Origin of the sequence: Companilactobacillus keshanensis, from assembly GCF_003946205.1 — a bacterium.
GTDB lineage: Bacteria > Bacillota > Bacilli > Lactobacillales > Lactobacillaceae > Companilactobacillus > Companilactobacillus keshanensis.
In genome coordinates, this window is record NZ_RHOS01000003.1 from 133,107 (window position 1) to 150,376 (window position 17,270).

The 17,270-nt window shown below is 36.3% G+C and carries 19 protein-coding genes and 1 other annotated feature; of the genes, 13 read left to right on the forward strand and 6 right to left on the reverse strand.

Annotation, left to right across the window (positions count from 1 at the left end; all coding sequences use genetic code 11):
• The first annotated feature begins 6 nt into the window (after positions 1 to 6).
• Complete coding sequence (locus tag EKM64_RS03080) at positions 7 to 1,584, forward strand: peptide chain release factor 3 (protein WP_125675495.1); 1,578 nt, start codon at positions 7 to 9, stop codon at positions 1,582 to 1,584.
• A 368-nt stretch (positions 1,585 to 1,952) separates the two neighbouring features.
• Here the strand turns inward: EKM64_RS03080 and EKM64_RS03085 are convergent, their stop codons facing one another.
• Positions 1,953 to 2,534, reverse strand: a complete 582-nt coding sequence (locus EKM64_RS03085) for a GNAT family N-acetyltransferase (RefSeq protein WP_225420935.1) — start codon at positions 2,532 to 2,534, stop codon at positions 1,953 to 1,955.
• Between the two features lie 127 nt (positions 2,535 to 2,661).
• On the opposite strand from EKM64_RS03085, the gene brnQ reads away from it, so the two are divergent.
• A complete protein-coding gene (gene brnQ / locus EKM64_RS03090) occupies positions 2,662 to 3,984 on the forward strand; it encodes a branched-chain amino acid transport system II carrier protein (RefSeq protein WP_125675497.1) in 1,323 nt (440 codons plus the stop codon).
• Positions 3,985 to 4,036: 52 nt separating this feature from the next.
• Here brnQ and arsA read toward each other — a convergent pair whose 3' ends face one another.
• From arsA to EKM64_RS03115, 5 genes are all read right to left on the reverse strand, one after another.
• Complete coding sequence (arsA, locus tag EKM64_RS03095) at positions 4,037 to 5,767, reverse strand: arsenical pump-driving ATPase (RefSeq protein WP_125675499.1); 1,731 nt, start codon at positions 5,765 to 5,767, stop codon at positions 4,037 to 4,039.
• A 9-nt stretch (positions 5,768 to 5,776) separates the two neighbouring features.
• Positions 5,777 to 6,109 carry an arsenite efflux transporter metallochaperone ArsD gene (gene arsD, locus EKM64_RS03100; RefSeq protein WP_125675501.1) on the reverse strand — a complete coding sequence of 111 codons (333 nt, stop codon included), beginning with the start codon at positions 6,107 to 6,109 and terminating at the stop codon, positions 5,777 to 5,779.
• A gap of 18 nt (positions 6,110 to 6,127) precedes the next feature.
• The gene (locus tag EKM64_RS11515) at positions 6,128 to 6,430 is read right to left on the reverse strand and encodes an ArsR/SmtB family transcription factor (RefSeq protein ID WP_125675503.1); all 303 of its coding nucleotides are present in this window, start codon (positions 6,428 to 6,430) and stop codon (positions 6,128 to 6,130) included.
• 107 nt (positions 6,431 to 6,537) lie between these two features.
• The gene (locus tag EKM64_RS03110) at positions 6,538 to 7,500 is read right to left on the reverse strand and encodes a LacI family DNA-binding transcriptional regulator (RefSeq protein WP_125675505.1); all 963 of its coding nucleotides are present in this window, start codon (positions 7,498 to 7,500) and stop codon (positions 6,538 to 6,540) included.
• Between the two features lie 6 nt (positions 7,501 to 7,506).
• Positions 7,507 to 8,313, reverse strand: coding sequence for an HAD family hydrolase (locus EKM64_RS03115; protein WP_125675507.1), 807 nt, complete (start codon positions 8,311 to 8,313; stop codon positions 7,507 to 7,509).
• Positions 8,314 to 8,429: 116 nt separating this feature from the next.
• On the opposite strand from EKM64_RS03115, the gene hisJ reads away from it, so the two are divergent.
• The 11 genes from hisJ to hisC all read left to right on the forward strand — a co-directional run bounded on the left by hisJ (position 8,430) and on the right by hisC (position 17,162).
• Complete coding sequence (hisJ, locus tag EKM64_RS03120; RefSeq protein WP_125675509.1) at positions 8,430 to 9,266, forward strand: histidinol-phosphatase HisJ; 837 nt, start codon at positions 8,430 to 8,432, stop codon at positions 9,264 to 9,266.
• A 69-nt stretch (positions 9,267 to 9,335) separates the two neighbouring features.
• Positions 9,336 to 9,563, forward strand: a binding site (T-box leader).
• 154 nt (positions 9,564 to 9,717) lie between these two features.
• On the forward strand, positions 9,718 to 10,866 hold the full coding sequence (locus tag EKM64_RS03125; RefSeq protein ID WP_125675511.1) for an ATP phosphoribosyltransferase regulatory subunit: 1,149 nt from the start codon (positions 9,718 to 9,720) through the stop codon (positions 10,864 to 10,866).
• Entirely contained in the window at positions 10,859 to 11,512 is a 654-nt protein-coding gene (hisG, locus tag EKM64_RS03130; RefSeq protein ID WP_125675513.1) for an ATP phosphoribosyltransferase, read from the forward strand. Before EKM64_RS03125 ends, hisG begins: the two co-directional genes overlap by 8 nt.
• Positions 11,487 to 12,773: a histidinol dehydrogenase gene (gene hisD / locus EKM64_RS03135; protein WP_125675515.1), complete on the forward strand. Its 1,287-nt coding sequence runs from the start codon at positions 11,487 to 11,489 to the stop codon at positions 12,771 to 12,773. The genes hisG and hisD overlap by 26 nt, the downstream gene beginning before the upstream one ends.
• A gap of 11 nt (positions 12,774 to 12,784) precedes the next feature.
• Positions 12,785 to 13,369 (forward strand): imidazoleglycerol-phosphate dehydratase HisB, encoded by a 585-nt coding sequence (hisB, locus tag EKM64_RS03140; protein WP_125675517.1) that lies wholly within the window; start codon positions 12,785 to 12,787, stop codon positions 13,367 to 13,369.
• Positions 13,369 to 13,989, forward strand: a complete 621-nt coding sequence (hisH, locus tag EKM64_RS03145) for an imidazole glycerol phosphate synthase subunit HisH (protein ID WP_125675519.1) — start codon at positions 13,369 to 13,371, stop codon at positions 13,987 to 13,989. Before hisB ends, hisH begins: the two co-directional genes overlap by 1 nt.
• Positions 13,970 to 14,689: a 1-(5-phosphoribosyl)-5-[(5-phosphoribosylamino)methylideneamino]imidazole-4-carboxamide isomerase gene (gene hisA / locus EKM64_RS03150; protein WP_125675521.1), complete on the forward strand. Its 720-nt coding sequence runs from the start codon at positions 13,970 to 13,972 to the stop codon at positions 14,687 to 14,689. Before hisH ends, hisA begins: the two co-directional genes overlap by 20 nt.
• Positions 14,679 to 15,431, forward strand: a complete 753-nt coding sequence (hisF, locus tag EKM64_RS03155) for an imidazole glycerol phosphate synthase subunit HisF (RefSeq protein WP_125675523.1) — start codon at positions 14,679 to 14,681, stop codon at positions 15,429 to 15,431. Before hisA ends, hisF begins: the two co-directional genes overlap by 11 nt.
• Positions 15,431 to 15,748 carry a phosphoribosyl-AMP cyclohydrolase gene (gene hisI, locus EKM64_RS03160; RefSeq protein WP_125675601.1) on the forward strand — a complete coding sequence of 106 codons (318 nt, stop codon included), beginning with the start codon at positions 15,431 to 15,433 and terminating at the stop codon, positions 15,746 to 15,748. The genes hisF and hisI overlap by 1 nt, the downstream gene beginning before the upstream one ends.
• 1 nt (position 15,749) lies before the next feature.
• Entirely contained in the window at positions 15,750 to 16,082 is a 333-nt protein-coding gene (gene hisE, locus EKM64_RS03165) for a phosphoribosyl-ATP diphosphatase (protein ID WP_125675526.1), read from the forward strand.
• 12 nt (positions 16,083 to 16,094) lie between these two features.
• On the forward strand, positions 16,095 to 17,162 hold the full coding sequence (gene hisC, locus EKM64_RS03170; RefSeq protein ID WP_125675528.1) for a histidinol-phosphate transaminase: 1,068 nt from the start codon (positions 16,095 to 16,097) through the stop codon (positions 17,160 to 17,162).
• The last annotated feature ends 108 nt before the right edge of the window (positions 17,163 to 17,270 follow it).

Sequence of the window (17,270 nt, forward strand, 5' to 3'; positions counted from 1 at the left end):
GATAATATGGAACAAAAACAATTAGAAAATGAAGTTAACAAACGTAGAACATTTGCGATTATTTCTCACCCGGATGCCGGTAAGACAACAATTACAGAGCAAATGCTCTATTTTGGTGGGGTAATCCGTTCTGCAGGTACTGTTAAGGCCAAAAAATCTGGTCAATTTGCTACCAGTGACTGGATGGAGATCGAAAAGAAACGTGGTATTTCTGTTACCAGTTCTGTTATGCAATTTCATTACCACGATAAGGACGTTAATATCCTAGATACACCAGGACATGAGGACTTCTCAGAAGATACATATCGTACTTTGATGGCGGTTGATGCTGCGGTAATGGTTATTGATTCTGCTAAGGGTATCGAGCCTCAAACTAAGAAATTATTTAAAGTTGTTAAAAAACGTGGTATTCCAATTTTTACTTTCATGAATAAATTAGACCGTGATGGTCGTGATCCACTAGATTTGATTGCCGAATTAGAAGATCTGCTCAATATCGAAGGTTGTGCAATGAACTGGCCAATCGGTATGGGTAAGGAATTAAAGGGGCTTTATGATATTGCCAATAATCGTGTTGAACTTTATCGTAAAGAAGGCGATGATCGTTACTTGCCATTAACTGATGGAAAACTTCCTGCTGGAAATGAAGAATTAGAAGGCGAAGGGGTTTATGAACAAGCAATGGGTGAAGTTGATCTTGTTAAAGAGGCCGGAAATACTTTTGACCTTGAAAAGATCCAAAATGGTGGTCAAACACCTGTCTTCTTCGGTTCAGCTTTGACAAACTTTGGTGTTCAAACTTTTTTGGATACGTTCCTTGATATGGCACCGGCACCAGCTGAGCATAAGATGCAAGACAGTGATGACGTTATTAAACCAGATGATCCAGAATTTTCGGCCTTCGTCTTTAAGATCCAGGCTAATATGAATCCTAATCATCGTGATAGAATCGCTTTTGTACGTATCTGTTCTGGTGAATTTGAAAAGGGTATGGATGTAACGTTACAAAGAACCGGTAAAGTCATGCGTTTGAACAATGCTACTGAGTTCATGTCCGATCAAAGAGAACAAGTTAAGACAGCTGTTGCCGGTGATATCGTTGGTTTATACGATACTGGTAATTTCCAGATTGGTGATACGATCTATACTGGTAAAAAGTCAGTTCAATTTGAAGATCTGCCACAATTTACACCAGAAATGTTTATGGAAGTTCAAGCTAAAAACGTTATGAAACAAAAATCTTTCCATAAGGGAATGCAACAACTTGTCCAAGAAGGTGCCGTTCAGTTGTATAAGACTTATACAACTAATGACTATATCTTGGGTGCCGTTGGTCAATTGCAGTTTGAAGTATTCCAATTCAGAATGAAGAACGAATATAACTGTGATGTTGTGATGAAGCCAATCGGTTCCAGAACAGCCCGTTGGATCGATCCTGAACAACTTGATCCATCAATGTCCTCAACACGTAATATGTTGGTTAAAGATTTAGATGATCAACCATTGTTCCTATTTGAAAATAGATTTGCTGAGAATTGGTTTGCTAATAAATATCCAGATGTTAAATTAACTTCTAAATTGTAATATAGTGGGGCCTACGTAAACTAGGCTCAGTTTAATACGTAAATATATTCCTTAATGAATATTGGACTAAATTGTTCAGTCTTTATTGAGGATTTTTTGTATCTAAAATTAAAAAAATATCCCTCAGGTTATATCCATTAAAACAATATAACTTAAGAGATAATATATTAATATTTTATGATGTTATATAGCCGGAGATTTTTAGTAAAGGAACCAGTTGCCAAAATGGCGTTGGAACGGTGTTTTCGGTTCTTACGACATGAACGATTCTGAGATTTGCGTCAGCAAAGCTAAGAATTGCATCTTCAGACCTTGGCTGAAGATGGTCCGGCAACAGGTGGAATTACTAAAAACCGTAGGCGGAAAAATCAATACCCGTATTCTCGACGCAAAATAGAATAACAAACTTCATCACAAACGCCGTTATTGTTTAAGCCTTTGTCACGCAAGATCCCCTCAAATCTCATATGACACTTAGTCATAACTCGTCCAGAATTAGGATTGTTATCGTCGTGTTTTGCTTCGATACGATTGACATCGGTCATATCGAATAGATACTCGATAATTCTTTCCAAAGCTTCAGGGGCGTATCCGTGCCCCCACCACAGTGAACCGATGCAATAGCCTAATTCCATGGTATAGGTTTTTTCGTCGATATCGACTACAGAAATAGTACCGATCAATTCGTGTGTTTCTTTGATCATGATACCCCAGACATATGTAGATAAATCAAAGTAGTCTTTTTCCATTTGAATCAAAAAATCTTGGGCCGTTTCGACTGACTGATAGGTATGCCAAGTTAAATATTTAGTGACTTTATAATCACTGGTCCAATTAGTAAACATTTCGTCAGAATCTTCGATCGTTAATCGTCGTAAAATTAAGCGGTCAGTTTCAAGCGGTATAGTTCCAACATGCTTCATGCCATCATCTCCCAGAATTAATCTCATTCTATTCTACTTTTAAAATTTATAAAAGTTTAAAGTTGAAGAATACGTTTTAATCTAAAAAAGCTGTATTAAATTTTGAAAAATTGGTATCTTGTTAATAGTGCTTTTTTAGGGAGTTTAATTTAAAATGAAATCAAAATTATCATGGCGTAATTTGATATTTATAGGATCAATGTTGTTTGGATTGTTTTTTGGAGCGGGCAATCTGATTTTTCCGGTTTTTCTAGGACAACAGGCTGGTAGTACAGTGACTTTGGCTATTATTGGATTTTTAATTGCTGGGATCGGATTTCCGTTATTAGGGGTCGCGGGTATGGGAATGACTCGTAGCAACAATGTGTTTGAATTGGCAACAAAGGTCAATCGTCCATACGCCTATGGATTCACCATTTTACTTTATTTAACGATAGGACCATTTTTTGCAACACCAAGACTGGCAACTTCGTCTTTTCAAATGGGGATCATGCCGTTTATAAATGATGATCAAGGTAAGTTAGTTTTAGCGATTTTTTCAGTGATGTTTTTCTTAGTGGCCTGGTTCTTTGCTCGCAAACCCAGTAAATTGATGATTTATGTTGGCAAATGGCTGACTCCGATATTTTTGATCTTACTTGGCATTCTGATTCTGGTCGCGCTGATCAAACCAATGGGAAATTTATCGTTTCAAGCGACTAAAAGCTATGCGTCTAGTCCAGCTTTAAGTGGGTTTACTGAAGGATATAATACAATGGATGCTCTGGCCTCATTGGCTTTTGGAACAATCGTTATAGATGCGATAAAGAATCTAGGTGTGACCGAGCCTACTCAAATTGCTAAAGATACGATCAAGTCAGGCGTTATCAGTGTAGTTTTGATGGGCGCAATATATTCACTATTAGCCTTGATTGGTACGATGAGTTTGGGACAATTTGCTCGAGCCGAAAATGGCGGTATCACACTGGCTCAAATTTTTAATTATTACTTTGGATCATTTGGTAGTATTTTATTAGCCTTAATTGTAATAATTGCTTGTTTGAAAACGGCGATTGGATTGATCTCCGCCTTTGGTGAATCGATCCACGATATGTTTCCTAAACTTTCATATAGATTTTTGATCATCTTTGCAAGTGTTGTACCATGTATTTTCGCTAATGTCGGTTTGACTAACATTATTAAATATTCAACGCCAGTGCTGATGTTCATTTATCCTTTAGCAATCGTTTTAATATTGCTGGCAGTTTTGTCACCAATATTAGGGGATTCACGCTGGGTTTATGGTATAACGACACTATTTACAATTATTCCGGCAATTTTATCTGGTGCAGTGGTTATGCCTAAGAATTTACAAATAGATTGGTTAATAGACCTTAATAACTATTTACCAATGTCTGATATCGGATTAAGTTGGATCGTACCAGCAGTTATTGGACTCATTATTGGATCCATATTTAAACGTATTAAAATAAATTAAAAAACTTCAATGAGATTGACTAGTTTTAGTCGCATTATTGAAGTTTTTAGTTTTAAATACTTAACAGTTCTTTTTCAAAATGAGGATTCCATTTTTCTACTGCAAAGTGGCCGTCAGAAATGTCTGCCACTTTTTGAATCCACTCGATTTCATTATTAGCACGTACTTTGAGAAATTTATTGGTTGTCTTTGAAGTAAAGAAACTCTGATTTACTATCCACCAAGTATGGGCGATCTTAGTACGATTCAAATCGTCATTTAGACGCATTGATTCGTAAAATGGTGTTGGTTCAGGAAGTGTGACCATCACGATCTCGGTCTGATTATGATCTTGCAATCTAGGCAACAGATCGATCATTGACTGAGGGATCTCGCCAGAAGCACGTTTGATTTCTTGAGCATATCTTTGTGTTGAATCTAGTAATAATAAGGTATGTCCAGTTGGTGCCGTGTCGACAACGACAACATCATCTTTATCATCAGCAATCAGATTTGCAAATTCTCTAAAGATAGCAATTTCTTGAGTACAAGGTGAACGTAGATCCTCAGCGACATAGTCAACATCATCGGAATTTAAAGCTTTTCTAGCGTCTTCTAAAACTTCAGCTTGATATTTTTTGAGAGCCGACTTTTCGTCGATATGGCTGATATGAATATTAGGGTCAGAAATATTAAAGTATGATAGATGGTCAGCTGGATCGGTTGTTATTAAACGAACCGATTTATTTCGTTGGGCCATTTTATTTGCGATTTGAACGGCAACGGTAGTTTTACCAACACCACCTTTTCCCATTGTGAAGACTAATTTTTTATCAGTTTCTATCAAATTCTTAACAATAACATCAATATTTTGATAATTATTTTCAGGCAAGGTAATATCGGATTCTTCGGGCTGTTTTGAATCTAGCATTAGTCGAATATGATTCAAACTAGAAATATCATAAGGACGCAAAGGAACTTTAGAAGTTGTTAACTTGTTGATAAAGTCTTCAAATTCAGATAAATCGTTTTTCTGTTGGTTAAAGATGCCTTCAGATAAATCATCATCAAATTTTTCCATGACACCGTTGATAACTAGTTTTTGATTATTCATACCAATGTTAGCTAATTCCATTGAGGAACGTTTTGTTTCTTTTAGTGAGGCTCTTTGAGGACGAGTTATTAATATCAAAGTTGTCTTTAAAGAGTCTGTCAAAGTAGAAACAGCTTTTTCGTACATCTTCTTCTTGTCATTTAATCCTGAAAGTTGTCCCAAACAAGACACTCCACGGTCATTTTCATCTAAATAATTGTTCCAAGCAGAAGGTAGTTGCAACATTCTGATTGTGTGACCGGTTGGTGCGGTGTCAAAGATAATATAATCAAACTTATTGTCAATCTGTGGATCAGTCAAAAAATTGGCGAATTCATTGAAGGCAGCGACTTCGACTGTACATGATCCGGAGAGTTGTTCCTCCATATTTTTAATGGCAGAATCAGGCAATTTTCCACGATAAGGGTTTAGCACGCTTTCCTTATATTCGTTGGCAGCAGTCACTGGATCAAAATTAGCTAATTGTAATCCTTTGGCCTGATCGACTTTGATTAACTTATTGTCGAGTTTCATTTCAAAGACGTCTTGTAGATTGCTTGCTGGGTCAGTAGACACCATGGCAACTTTAAAACCATGGTCTACTAGTTGTAGAGCAGTGGCGCTAGCAACAGAAGTCTTACCGACACCGCCTTTACCAGTGAAAAAGAGATAATGGGTCAAATTGTCCGTTAATGGATTATATTTTTCCATGATTTCCCCCTAGTTATTGGCTACTTTGGCTAGAGATACACCGGTGTATTCTTCAAACTCTTGTACCGTTGGATATTCTCCCTTTTTGACGATCTTACCATCAACAATTGTGATCGGTAATTGATCGTCATCTTCCTTTTCGTGCATAGCTGTTAAAACCATCGAATTATTAATATAAGAACGAGGATTGGATTTCAGATTATATCTTTCAAATTCAACGTCAGGGTTATCCTTTAACTTGTTATAAATTAAAGTAATCGTGATTAAATTTTGATCAACTGATGGACCGCAAACTCCGGTTGAACAACATAATGCTGGTTCATATACTTGAACTTTTTTCATATCAATTCTCCTTAGTTTTTATTTTTTACAGTGACAAGCACATTCAGGGCCATTTTCAAAAAGGGTAGAAACATTTTTATTAAAATCCGTAATGAATGATGTTTCTAAAGTGTAATGTTGCCATTTTCCAACACGTTTAGCGCTGACGATCCCAGCTTCCTGAAGTATTTTCATGTGATGTGACAATGTTGGCTGTGTGAATTCAAAATGTTCTAAGAGATCGCAGGCACAGAGTGTCCCACATGATAATAGGTCGACTATCTTTAGTCGATTTGGATCTGAAATTGCCTTTAATTGCTTGCTAAAATTTTCGTAGTCCATAAAAAATCTCCTTTTTGAATGCCCTTACATTAAACATAGACGCTTATCTATATGAAGTCAATAACCAATTGATAAGTTAATCACATAATAAAAAAACTATCCTGATTTTAACTATCAGAACAGTCTTTTTGATTTCTAAGAATAAATTTTGATTCAACAGAAACTTGTTTAGTTTCATCACTGATCGCTAGTTCAAAAGCCAGTCGACCAATTTCATGAAAGTTGTGATCGATCGTAGGTAAATTTAATAATTGGCCAGATAATTGATTCTCTTGTCCAATAAGCATTGGTACGGGTAGATTGTTATCTAGATAAAATTGCCGTGCACCGGCAGCAATGTCATCTCCGTTTGAAAAGATCATATCAGGGGTTTGGTTATTTTCATGGAGTGATCTTGCCGACGCATAACCATCTTCATACGTGACGATTCCGGTTCGCAATAGGTCATTTGATGGTGCATGACCAAAGACATCGGAGAAGGCCTTACGGGTCAATTGGCTGGTGGCGCTTAGTGTGAAATCGCGACTCAAAAGGATTGACACATCATGAACATTTTGTTCTTTTGCCCATTTGAAAGCGGCCAAATACGAATCAATTCTTTCAGTGTAGGCAGCAGAAATCTTATAATTTCCTGGATCATGGCAACAAACTATCGAACCGTAAGTTTGATAATTTACGAGGTCCTCTAAACTAATACCGTGGGATGTAAAGATAATAGCATCATAGGCCTTGCGACGTAAACGGTTCAAATAATTCATTTCGACATCAGCATTATACATTGATGGCAACAAAACTATCCGGTATCCAGCTGGAAAGGCCGCATCCATAATTCCATTGATAATTCCAGTGTAATAGGGATGCTTTGTGTGTGGCATAACGACGCCGATGTTATGAGTCTTTCCCTTGCTCAAATCACGTGCAACATCGTTAGGAACATAATCGTATTCCTTGATAACTTTTTGCACAGCTAGTTTGGCATTATCTGAAACATATTTTCGACAATTAATAACGCGAGATACTGTCGCAGCAGAATAACCACTCAACTTTGCGATATCATGAATATTCATTATTACCTCCTAATGTATAAGATATTTTTTAATTCCAAAAGCAACACCATCTTCAATATTGCTCTTAGTGATTAAATTACTATATTGTTTAACTTCATCGACAGCATTTTCCATGATGATCGGTGTTTCAACCATTTTTAACATAGGAATATCGTTGTGACCATCTCCAAAAGCGGCCAAATCGGATTTTTTAAGATTATTTAATTCTTGAACGTATTTGATGCCATGAGATTTTTGGGCCTCTCTATTAGTAATTTCCAGATAGTTATTACCAGATTGCTGAACAGTAATATCTGAGATTTTTAAATCAGTTATGAACTTGTGTAAAATCGCAACTTCTTTTTCAGTTGGAGTTATTAACATGATTTTGAAGAAATTGATATTGGCATTTTGGAAAAGTTCTTTAAAATTAACTATGGTAGGATCAATTGAAGTGATTTTTGATTCATATTCGATACCAAAATCAATTTTTTCAGAATACCAATTGTTCGTATCGTAACAACTGATGCTGATATCGGGGAATTTTATTCTGATTTGTTCGATAATCTTTTTGACAGCATCTAGTGATAAGTGATGTTCCGATATTTTTTCAATGGAACCATTATTAGACTTGAAAATCAATCCACCGTTAAAAGCAATTTGTGCACTTGTTAAATTTAATTTTTCGATCGTATCTTGCATTTCCATTGGAGCGCGGGCCGATACAAGTGTAAAGGGAATCTTACTTTCTTTGATAGCTTTGATATTACCATCACTGACTACTCCGGAGGCATTTAAAAGTGTATTGTCCATATCAGAAAAAATGTGTTTTATCATAGTGTTCTCCAATCAATTTATAGTTTCATTTTAATTTCTGGAACGCGTTTCAGGTCAAGTTTGTTTTTGTTAATAGTTTAGAATTATGATTCAATTAGAAAAAATGGGGTGATGAAATGTTAACAGACGGACATACACATACAGAATTTTGTCCACACGGAAGTGGGGAACCTGTTGAAAAAATGGTTCAAAGAGCAATTCAACTTGGTTTTAAGAAGTACTGTATTACAGAGCATGCCCCGATTCCAAAGGATTTTAAGAAGGTCTATGCTGGAACACCAGACGGTTACGAAACTGCAGGTATTGCAATGGATGATTTATCAAATTATTTTAAAGAGACACAGATGATTCAAAAAAAATATCGATCAGATATTCAAATTACAATTGGATTCGAGGTTGATTATTTAGAAGGGTTTGAGGACTGGACCAAAGATTTCTTGGATGAATACGGTCCGGAAACTCAAGAAAGTATTCTATCAGTTCACTTTATGAAGGGGACTGATAATAAAGAATGGTGTATCGACTATGATACACAAAATTATCAAACTGGTTTTGTCGATTATCTGGATGATCCGCAACATATCTTCAAAGTTTATTATGACACTGTTAGAAAATCGGTTGAAGCTGATTTAGGCAAATATGCACCACAGAGAATCGGACATATGAGCTTAATTAGAAAATTCCAGGATTATTTTAATCTTACAGAAGATTATGATGAAAAATCCATGCAGCAGATCAGTGAAATATTGACAATTATTAGACAACAGAATCGAGAACTAGACCTGAATCTAGCTGGACTTTACAAGCCGCTATGTAATGACTATTATCCAGGAAAGCAAATAACTCAACTGGCTCAAAAAATGAATATACCACTGGTTTATGGCTCAGATGCACACGATATAGAATCAGTTGGTCATGGTTTCCATCTGTTAAATTCTGCAATTCTTGCTTGACAAACTAAATCGCAGCTCTTATAGTTATCATTAAATTAAACGTTAGTTAAGAAAACTAATTTAAATTTAATAAAAGTTGTGATTAGGAAAAGTAAGTAATGACCGATCAAACAGAGAGCCTTGGTATCTGGAAACAAGACAGAAGTTATTATTGAACACACACCTATGAACTGTAGAGCTGAATTTAGTAAGCTTTACCGACATTTGGTTCGTTATCCAAGTTGACTCAGCCAACATGAGGTCTAATTCGCAAGGATTAGATAAAATGAGGTGGAACCGCGTTTATACGTCCTCTTAGCATTTATTTGCTAAGGGGACTTTTTTTGTATAGAGAGTAGTCAGCTTCTGAGCATTACTTAGGATAACGCAGGAAGTTACTCCCCTAGATCCCATTTGAATACTATCCATTTTTTAAACGAATCAATCTTCAAAAAAACAGGAGGCATTGAACATGAAGAACAACTTATTACCTTTAGGTACACGTGATGAATTTGGCAGACGTGCAGTTGCTAAACAAAAAATAATTTCGGTGATCCAACGACATTTAAATCAACGTGGTTTTTCAGTGATCTCAACGCCATTGTTAGAAAAGCAAGAAGTGTTTGATCAATATCAATTAGGGAATTATCAAATGTATCGTTTCTTGGATTCAGAAGGTGACACGATTGTTCTTAGACCAGATATGACATTACCGATTGCCAGATTTCTAAGTTCAACTAATATCCCATTACCACAAAAATTCTTTTATGTGGGAGATATCTTTAGGATTAGCCGACGATTATCTGGTTCATATAATCAGTTAACACAGGCTGGTATTGAATTGATCGGTTATGACTCTATGAAAGCCGAGTTAGAATGTTTAACGATAATAAGTCAATTGAGTCAAGAATTATTAAAGAAGAGTATCGAGATAGAATTAGGAATCGCCGATTTTGCACCCACTTTATTGAAGTTTTTAACCACCGACAAAAGATTACAAGATCAAATAGCACAAGCACTTTATGATAAAAATATCCCTGAATATTCTAAATTGATCCAACAATATTCAGATTTACCACAATATCAATTATTAAAAAAATGGCCAAGATTGTTCGGTGATCCAACGACTGTTTTTGCCGAATTAAATAAATTCGATCTGTCATTTGAGTTAGAGTCCAAAATAGCCGACTTAAAGAAAATTATAACGTGGATAAAAAAAATTATGCCCGAACAAAATGTATCAGTCGATCTTAGCAGTCGAGCTCCACAGAGTTATTACACAGGATTAACTTTTAGAGGGTTTTATCAGGATGGTAACGATTATTTATTCAGTGGTGGTCGTTATGACAAGTTGCTAGCCAACTTCCAAGATCAGACTGAACCAGCTGTCGGCATGGGGATCGATGTTGATATGATTGCTGACTTAATCGTTCCAGTTGATAAGTCAAAAAAGGTCATGATTTATTTTGATAAAGATCAATGGCAAGAGGCCGAGGCCAAGTTAAAAGAATTACCAGATGGCATGTTGTCATTATCCGAAACCAAGGCTGATGCGCAGATAGAGGCCAAAAATAGTAATGCAACATTATTAGATCTTACGGGAGATGACAAGCTTGAATAAAAATCGTATCAAAATTGCTCTGACAAAAGGTCGAGTGGAGAAACAAGTTGTGCCACTCCTAGAAAGAGCTGGCATTAATTGTGATCAAATAAGACAAAAAAAACGTCGGTTGATTTTTGATTCTGTACAACCATATGAATTTATTTTAGCCAAGGGACCTGATGTTACCACTTTTCTTGAACGTGGAGCGGCAGATATTGGAATCGTTGGAAGTGATATTTTAGTTGAACATCACAGTACTCAATATGAGTTACTAGATCTTAAAACAGGACAATGCCAATTTGTTTTGGCTTCTACTAAAGACTTCGATCCCGATGAACCTAAGCGAAAAATTATTGGAACAAAATACCCTAATATAACTAAGAAATATTTCGACAGTTTAGGACAAGATGTCGAAATCATCAAAATAGAAGGTTCAGTTGAACTAGCTCCATTAACCGGTTTAGCAGATGCCATTGTCGATATAACGGAAACAGGAACAACTATCAAGGAAAATAACCTCAAAATTTATAACTATTTGGACAAAGTATCAACGCGATTAGTAGTAAACCGGATGTCTTTAAAACAACATCCAGAAGAAATTTATTCATTAGTAGACAAATTAGAAGGAGCCATTAAAAATGAAAATTTATCAAAAGAGTATTAATGAATTGGAGCAGATCGTTCAAAGAAAAACGATGCAACTAAGTGACTTAAAAGTTGAACAAACTGTCAGTGACATCATTAAAAAAGTTATTGAAAATGGCGATTCTGCTTTGAAAGAATATGAAGAAAAATTTGATGGTGTGAAAATTTCTGATTTTAAATTGTCTCAAGGGGTGATCGATTCTGCCTATGACAATTTGGATCCAGAAGTTAAGGATGCATTATTGTTAGCAAAGAGGAATATCACTAGTTTCCACGAAAAGGAGAAGGCCACAGGTTTCATTGATTCTGAGCAGAGAGGTGTTTTAAGAGGTCAAAAGGTTTTGCCTTTAAAACGTGTTGGATTATACGTTCCCGGAGGCACAGCGGCCTATCCTTCAACAATTTTAATGAGTGCCTTGCCTGCTAAGATTGCTGGCGTTGATCAAGTTGTTATCGTGACACCACCGCAAAAAGATGGCATCAATCCTGCTGTTTTAGCAGCTGCTAAAATTGCCGGTGTTGATTCAATTTATCAAGTTGGTGGTGCACAGGCGATTGCCGCTCTAGCATTTGGAACTGAATCAATTGCACGGGTTGATAAAATTGTTGGACCAGGAAATATTTTCGTTGCGACGGCTAAAAAACAAGTTTTTGGACAAGTTGACATTGATATGGTCGCTGGTCCATCAGAAATTGGAATTATTGCCGATTCATCAGCTGACTATAAACAGATTGCTGCTGATCTTTTATCACAAGCAGAGCATGACAAGCGTGCACGTCCAATTTTGATAACTGATAATTTAGAATTAGCAAAAGCAGTTGATGCAGAAGTGGACCGTCAATTAAAAGTTTTACCAAGAGAAAAAATTGCAACTGCATCGGTTAATGACAAAGGTTTTATTGCGGTTGTTAAAGAAATTGACGACATGTTTACTTTGATGAATACCGTTGCTCCTGAACATTTAGAGGTTCAGGTCGAAAATCCAACTCAATACCTCAATCAAATCAAAAATGCTGGATCAGTTTTCCTAGGAAAATATGCCAGCGAGCCATTAGGTGACTATGTAGCCGGTCCAAATCACATTTTGCCAACCGGTGGAACTGCTAGATTCTCTTCACCATTAGGTGTTTATGATTTTGTTAAGAGAACATCATTTATTCAATATACTAAACCAGCCTTGGAAAAAGAGGCTAAAGCAATCACAACTTTGGCTCGAGTTGAAGGTTTGGAAGGTCATGCTAGAGCTATCGAATCACGTTTTGGGAAATTTTACGACTAGGAGAGATCAGTATGAGACAAGCAACCATTGAAAGAAAAACAAAAGAAACTCAGATTAAAATCAGTTTGAATCTTGATGAGCAGAGTGGAATCGATATTGATACGGGAATCGGTTTTTTGGATCACATGTTAAACCTCTTTGCTAAACATGGACGTTTTGGATTAGTTGTTAAAGCTCATGGTGATTTAAATGTTGATCCGCATCATACAACTGAAGATACAGGCATTGTACTTGGTGAGTGTTTCAAGCAGGCTCTCGGCGACAAAGCTGGGATCGAACGTTATGGAACACAGTTTGTACCCATGGACGAAACTTTAGGACAAGTCAGTGTTGATTTATCCGGCCGTTCATATTTAGTGTTTGATGCTGAATTTACTAATCCTAGATTAGGTGGCCTCGATACAGAAACGGTTGAGGATTTCTTCCAAGCAGCAGCCTTTGCAGCTGAAATGAATCTTCACGCAAAAATCCTTTACGGAAGAAATACGCACCACAAAGTTGAAAGTCTCTTCAAAGCATTCGGCCGGGCAATGCGTGAGGCAGTAACAATCAATCCTGATATTATTGGTATTAATTCTACAAAAGGTGTTATTTAATGTTTGCCATTGTTGATTACGATACCGGCAATACTCGTAATTTAAAGAAAGCTCTCAATTATTTAGGAGTTGAAAATGAATTAACAGATGATAAAGATAAAATTTTGCAGGCTGAAGCAGTGATTTTACCCGGAGTAGGTGCTTTTAAAGCTGCCATGGCAGAACTGGAAAAGAGAAATTTAGTAAATATCTTGAGAGAGGTTGCCGCAAATAAAACACCGATCTTAGGTATCTGTTTAGGGATGCAATTATTATTTGACAGTAGTCAGGAATATGGATTTACCAAAGGATTAGGATTGATTTCGGGTAGTGTCGAACAAATTCCTGATACTGGATTGAAAATCCCTCAAATGGGTTGGAATCAAAATAGGATAATCCAAAATAGTCCTTTTGATAGTATAAATGGGCAATTTACTTATTTTGTTCATTCATATTATGCCAATTGTGATCAGAAAAATATTGTTTCAGCAGTTGATTATGGGCCTTTGATCCCGAGTATTGTTCAAAATAAAAATGTTATAGGGATGCAATTTCATCCTGAAAAGAGCGGCAAGGTCGGATTAGAATTATTAAAAACTTTTCAAAAGATGGTGAAGATAAATGATTTTTCCAGCAATTGATTTATACAAGGGCCAAAGTGTCCGCTTATTTAAAGGTGATTACAAAGAAGTTACTTTGATCAATAAAGATCCTGTAGAACAAGCTAAAGAAATTTTTCAAACTGTAAGACAACTTCATTTAGTAGATTTGAATGGAGCTAAAACTGGTGCTCCTGAAAATATTGAGATCATTAAACAGATTCGTCAAAACTTTGGTGGTTTCTTGGAGTTAGGCGGAGGCATTCGTGATTATAAAACTGCCAAGGGATATCTAGATATGGGAATTGATCGAATTATTATCGGTTCAGCGGCAATTGAGGATCCCAAACTAGTTAAAAAGTTATTGAAAGAATATGGCGGAGACCGAATCGTCATTGGTATCGATGGTAAAGATGGGAATGTTGCAGTCAATGGTTGGATCGACCAGTCTCAGATCAAAATGTCTGACCTTATTTCAGAAATGGTTAATTTTGGTGCTAAATCATTTATCGTAACTGATGTAAATCGTGATGGAACTATGACGGGACCAAATCTAGATCTTTTGATGAGTTTGACTCAGAAATTGCCTAATATAAATATAGTTGCAAGTGGTGGTGTGCGTGATCTGAGGGACCTCCATCAATTAAAGGCCCTAGGAATTCATGATGTGATCATTGGCAAAGCACTATATGAAAAGACAATTACCTTAGAGCAGATTGCGGAGGTAGAAAATGCTAGCTAAACGAATTATTCCTTGCCTGGATGTCGATGATGGAAGAGTTAAAAAGGGTGTAAACTTTGTCAATTTAACTGATGTTGGTGACCCCATTGAGATTGCGGCTGAATATCAAAAACAAGGTGCGGATGAATTAGTATTTTTGGATATTACGGCAACTAACGAACATCGAAAAACTATGGCAGATATTGTTGAGGGTGTTTCCTCACAAGTGTTTATGCCCTTAACTATTGGTGGTGGTGTGCATGATGTTGCTGATATTCAAAGATTATTAAAAGCTGGAGCCGACAAAGTAGCCATTAACTCTGCGGCCGTTTCAGATCCTGAGCTCATAACCAAGGGTGCTGAAAAGTTTGGCAATCAATGTATTGTTGTAGCAATTGATGTAAAAAAGAATGCTGGAAAATATTTGGTACACACTCATGGAGGCAAAAAGGCAACTGATATTGATGCCATTGAATGGGCTAAAGAGGTAGTAAAATGTGGTGCAGGCGAATTATTGATCACAAGCATGGATAAAGATGGGACTAAAGATGGGTTTGATATCGAGTTATATCAAGCAATTAATCAAGTTGTTAATGTACCGATCATTGCTTCTGGCGGTGCAGGTAAAGTAGAAGACTTTACAGAAGTATTTGAACAGGCCGACGTTGATGGAGCCTTAGCGGCTTCTGTATTTCATTTCGGCGAGTTGTCAATTAACGATGTTAAACAGGCCGTCAGAAAAGCAGGTGTAGTTGTCAGATGATAAAACCAGATTTTTCTAAAGAGTTGTTAACCACTGTTGTGGTAGATGCAAAAACAAAAGATGTTTTGATGGTGGCCTGGATGAACGAGGAAAGCTACAATCGTACACTTAAAAGTGGTCAAACGTGGTTTTGGTCACGTTCCAGAAAAGAACTTTGGCATAAAGGTGAAACAAGTGGAAATTTCCAAGATGTTGTCGAACTTATATTAGATTGTGACTTGGATACCTTGCTGATCAAAGTTAATCCTCACGGTCCAGCATGTCATACCGGCCATCGTAGCTGTTTCTTTCAAAACGTAGAACAAGAAGGTAAGTAAAATGCAAAATTTAGATGAATTATATGCTGTTATTAAAAAAAGGCAAGATAATCCTCAAAAAGGTTCTTATACTGATTATTTATTTGGTGAAGGTCTGGATAAAATTCTTAAAAAATTTGGAGAAGAGTCAACTGAGGTGATCATTTCTGCCAAGAATGAAAACAAGCCTCGTGGAGATGATGAATTGGTTTATGAGTCAGCCGATCTTTTATATCACTTATGTGTCTTATGGGTTGAAAAAGGTGTTTCTTTTGACCAGATCAAGGAAGAATTATCCAAGCGTGAAGGTCTGATGAGTGAATTTAAAGATCGTCCTGAAATAAAGGATTTGTAAGAGGAGGATATCATGAAAAAAATCATTCAAGATTTAAGTCCATATATCCCTGAAAAGCCTTTGAACGAATTACGGGATGAATTAGGTTTGGATAAATTAGTTCGTTTGTCAGCCAATGAGAATCCATATGGTACCTCCCAATCAGTCAGAGAATCTGTTATTAGTTGGGCTAAAACAAGTCACAGTAATCGTTATCCTGACAGTGCGGCTAATGAGTTGCGTCAATTGGTATCTAAACAATTTAATTTAGATCCAGAGCAATTGGTTTTTGGTGTGGGCTTAGACGAGGTTATCGTCATGCTGTCACGAGTCTTTTTGTCACCAGGTAATTCTGAGATGGTTTCTGTACCAACATTTTCCGAATATGCCTTACATGCTGAAATTGAACAAGCAAATGTTCAAAGGGTAGATACAAAAAAAGATGGTCGAATAGATTTTTCGGCTATGTTAAAAACCATTACACCAGAAACCAAATTGATTTGGATCTGTAATCCAAATAATCCCACCGGAACTTATGAAACAGTGGAAGAAATTGAGAAGTTTGTAGCTCAAGTTCCAGATAATACAATGGTTTTAGTGGATGAAGCATATATTGATTTTGTAACCTGTGAAGAACCAATATCAGCTATGCAGTTGACCAAAAAATATCCTAATATTGTTGTTATGCGCACTTTTTCTAAAGCATATGGTTTAGCAAATTACCGAGTTGGATATGCCGTATTTTCTAAGGATATCGCCGAAGATGTTCAAAAAGTCCGTTTACCATATAATGTAAATTCAATTGCCCAAGTTGCTGCTGTGGCCGCTTTTAAAGATCATGACTTTGTTGAACAAGTAGTTAATAAAAATGCTTTGGAACGTCAAAAAATGCAGAACTTTTTTGATGAGAAAGAGATTCATTATCTAGATAGCCAAGCTAATTTTATTTTCTTTGAGTATCCTGAATCAGATAAACTGGCCGATTATTTGTTACACCATGGTTATTTGATCAGGACTGGTCTAAAAAAGGATTGGTTGCGAATGACAATTGGGACTAAAGAGGATAATGCTGAAATTAGAAGTTTGATCGAGAATTATTGATTTTTATTTGCTCGCGCTCTGCGGTTAGATTTACGAAATGATTTGAAGTTTATAGTATTATTAAGGAAAAAGATCACTGAATGTGCAAGATTTATTAAAAATCTGTAT

What these genes read in the sequence shown, in the direction of transcription:
- EKM64_RS03080 (WP_125675495.1), top strand. Translation starts at nt 7, where the DNA reads ATGGAACAAAAACAATTAGAAAATGAAGTTAACAAACGTAGAACATTT.
- EKM64_RS03085 (WP_225420935.1), bottom strand. Translation starts at nt 2,534, where the DNA reads ATGAGATTAATTCTGGGAGATGATGGCATGAAGCATGTTGGAACTATA.
- brnQ (WP_125675497.1), top strand. Translation starts at nt 2,662, where the DNA reads ATGAAATCAAAATTATCATGGCGTAATTTGATATTTATAGGATCAATG.
- arsA (WP_125675499.1), bottom strand. Translation starts at nt 5,767, where the DNA reads ATGGAAAAATATAATCCATTAACGGACAATTTGACCCATTATCTCTTT.
- arsD (WP_125675501.1), bottom strand. Translation starts at nt 6,109, where the DNA reads ATGAAAAAAGTTCAAGTATATGAACCAGCATTATGTTGTTCAACCGGA.
- EKM64_RS11515 (WP_125675503.1), bottom strand. Translation starts at nt 6,430, where the DNA reads ATGGACTACGAAAATTTTAGCAAGCAATTAAAGGCAATTTCAGATCCA.
- EKM64_RS03115 (WP_125675507.1), bottom strand. Translation starts at nt 8,313, where the DNA reads ATGATAAAACACATTTTTTCTGATATGGACAATACACTTTTAAATGCC.
- hisJ (WP_125675509.1), top strand. Translation starts at nt 8,430, where the DNA reads ATGTTAACAGACGGACATACACATACAGAATTTTGTCCACACGGAAGT.
- EKM64_RS03125 (WP_125675511.1), top strand. Translation starts at nt 9,718, where the DNA reads ATGAAGAACAACTTATTACCTTTAGGTACACGTGATGAATTTGGCAGA.
- hisD (WP_125675515.1), top strand. Translation starts at nt 11,487, where the DNA reads ATGAAAATTTATCAAAAGAGTATTAATGAATTGGAGCAGATCGTTCAA.
- hisB (WP_125675517.1), top strand. Translation starts at nt 12,785, where the DNA reads ATGAGACAAGCAACCATTGAAAGAAAAACAAAAGAAACTCAGATTAAA.
- hisH (WP_125675519.1), top strand. Translation starts at nt 13,369, where the DNA reads ATGTTTGCCATTGTTGATTACGATACCGGCAATACTCGTAATTTAAAG.
- hisA (WP_125675521.1), top strand. Translation starts at nt 13,970, where the DNA reads ATGATTTTTCCAGCAATTGATTTATACAAGGGCCAAAGTGTCCGCTTA.
- hisF (WP_125675523.1), top strand. Translation starts at nt 14,679, where the DNA reads ATGCTAGCTAAACGAATTATTCCTTGCCTGGATGTCGATGATGGAAGA.
- hisE (WP_125675526.1), top strand. Translation starts at nt 15,750, where the DNA reads ATGCAAAATTTAGATGAATTATATGCTGTTATTAAAAAAAGGCAAGAT.
- hisC (WP_125675528.1), top strand. Translation starts at nt 16,095, where the DNA reads ATGAAAAAAATCATTCAAGATTTAAGTCCATATATCCCTGAAAAGCCT.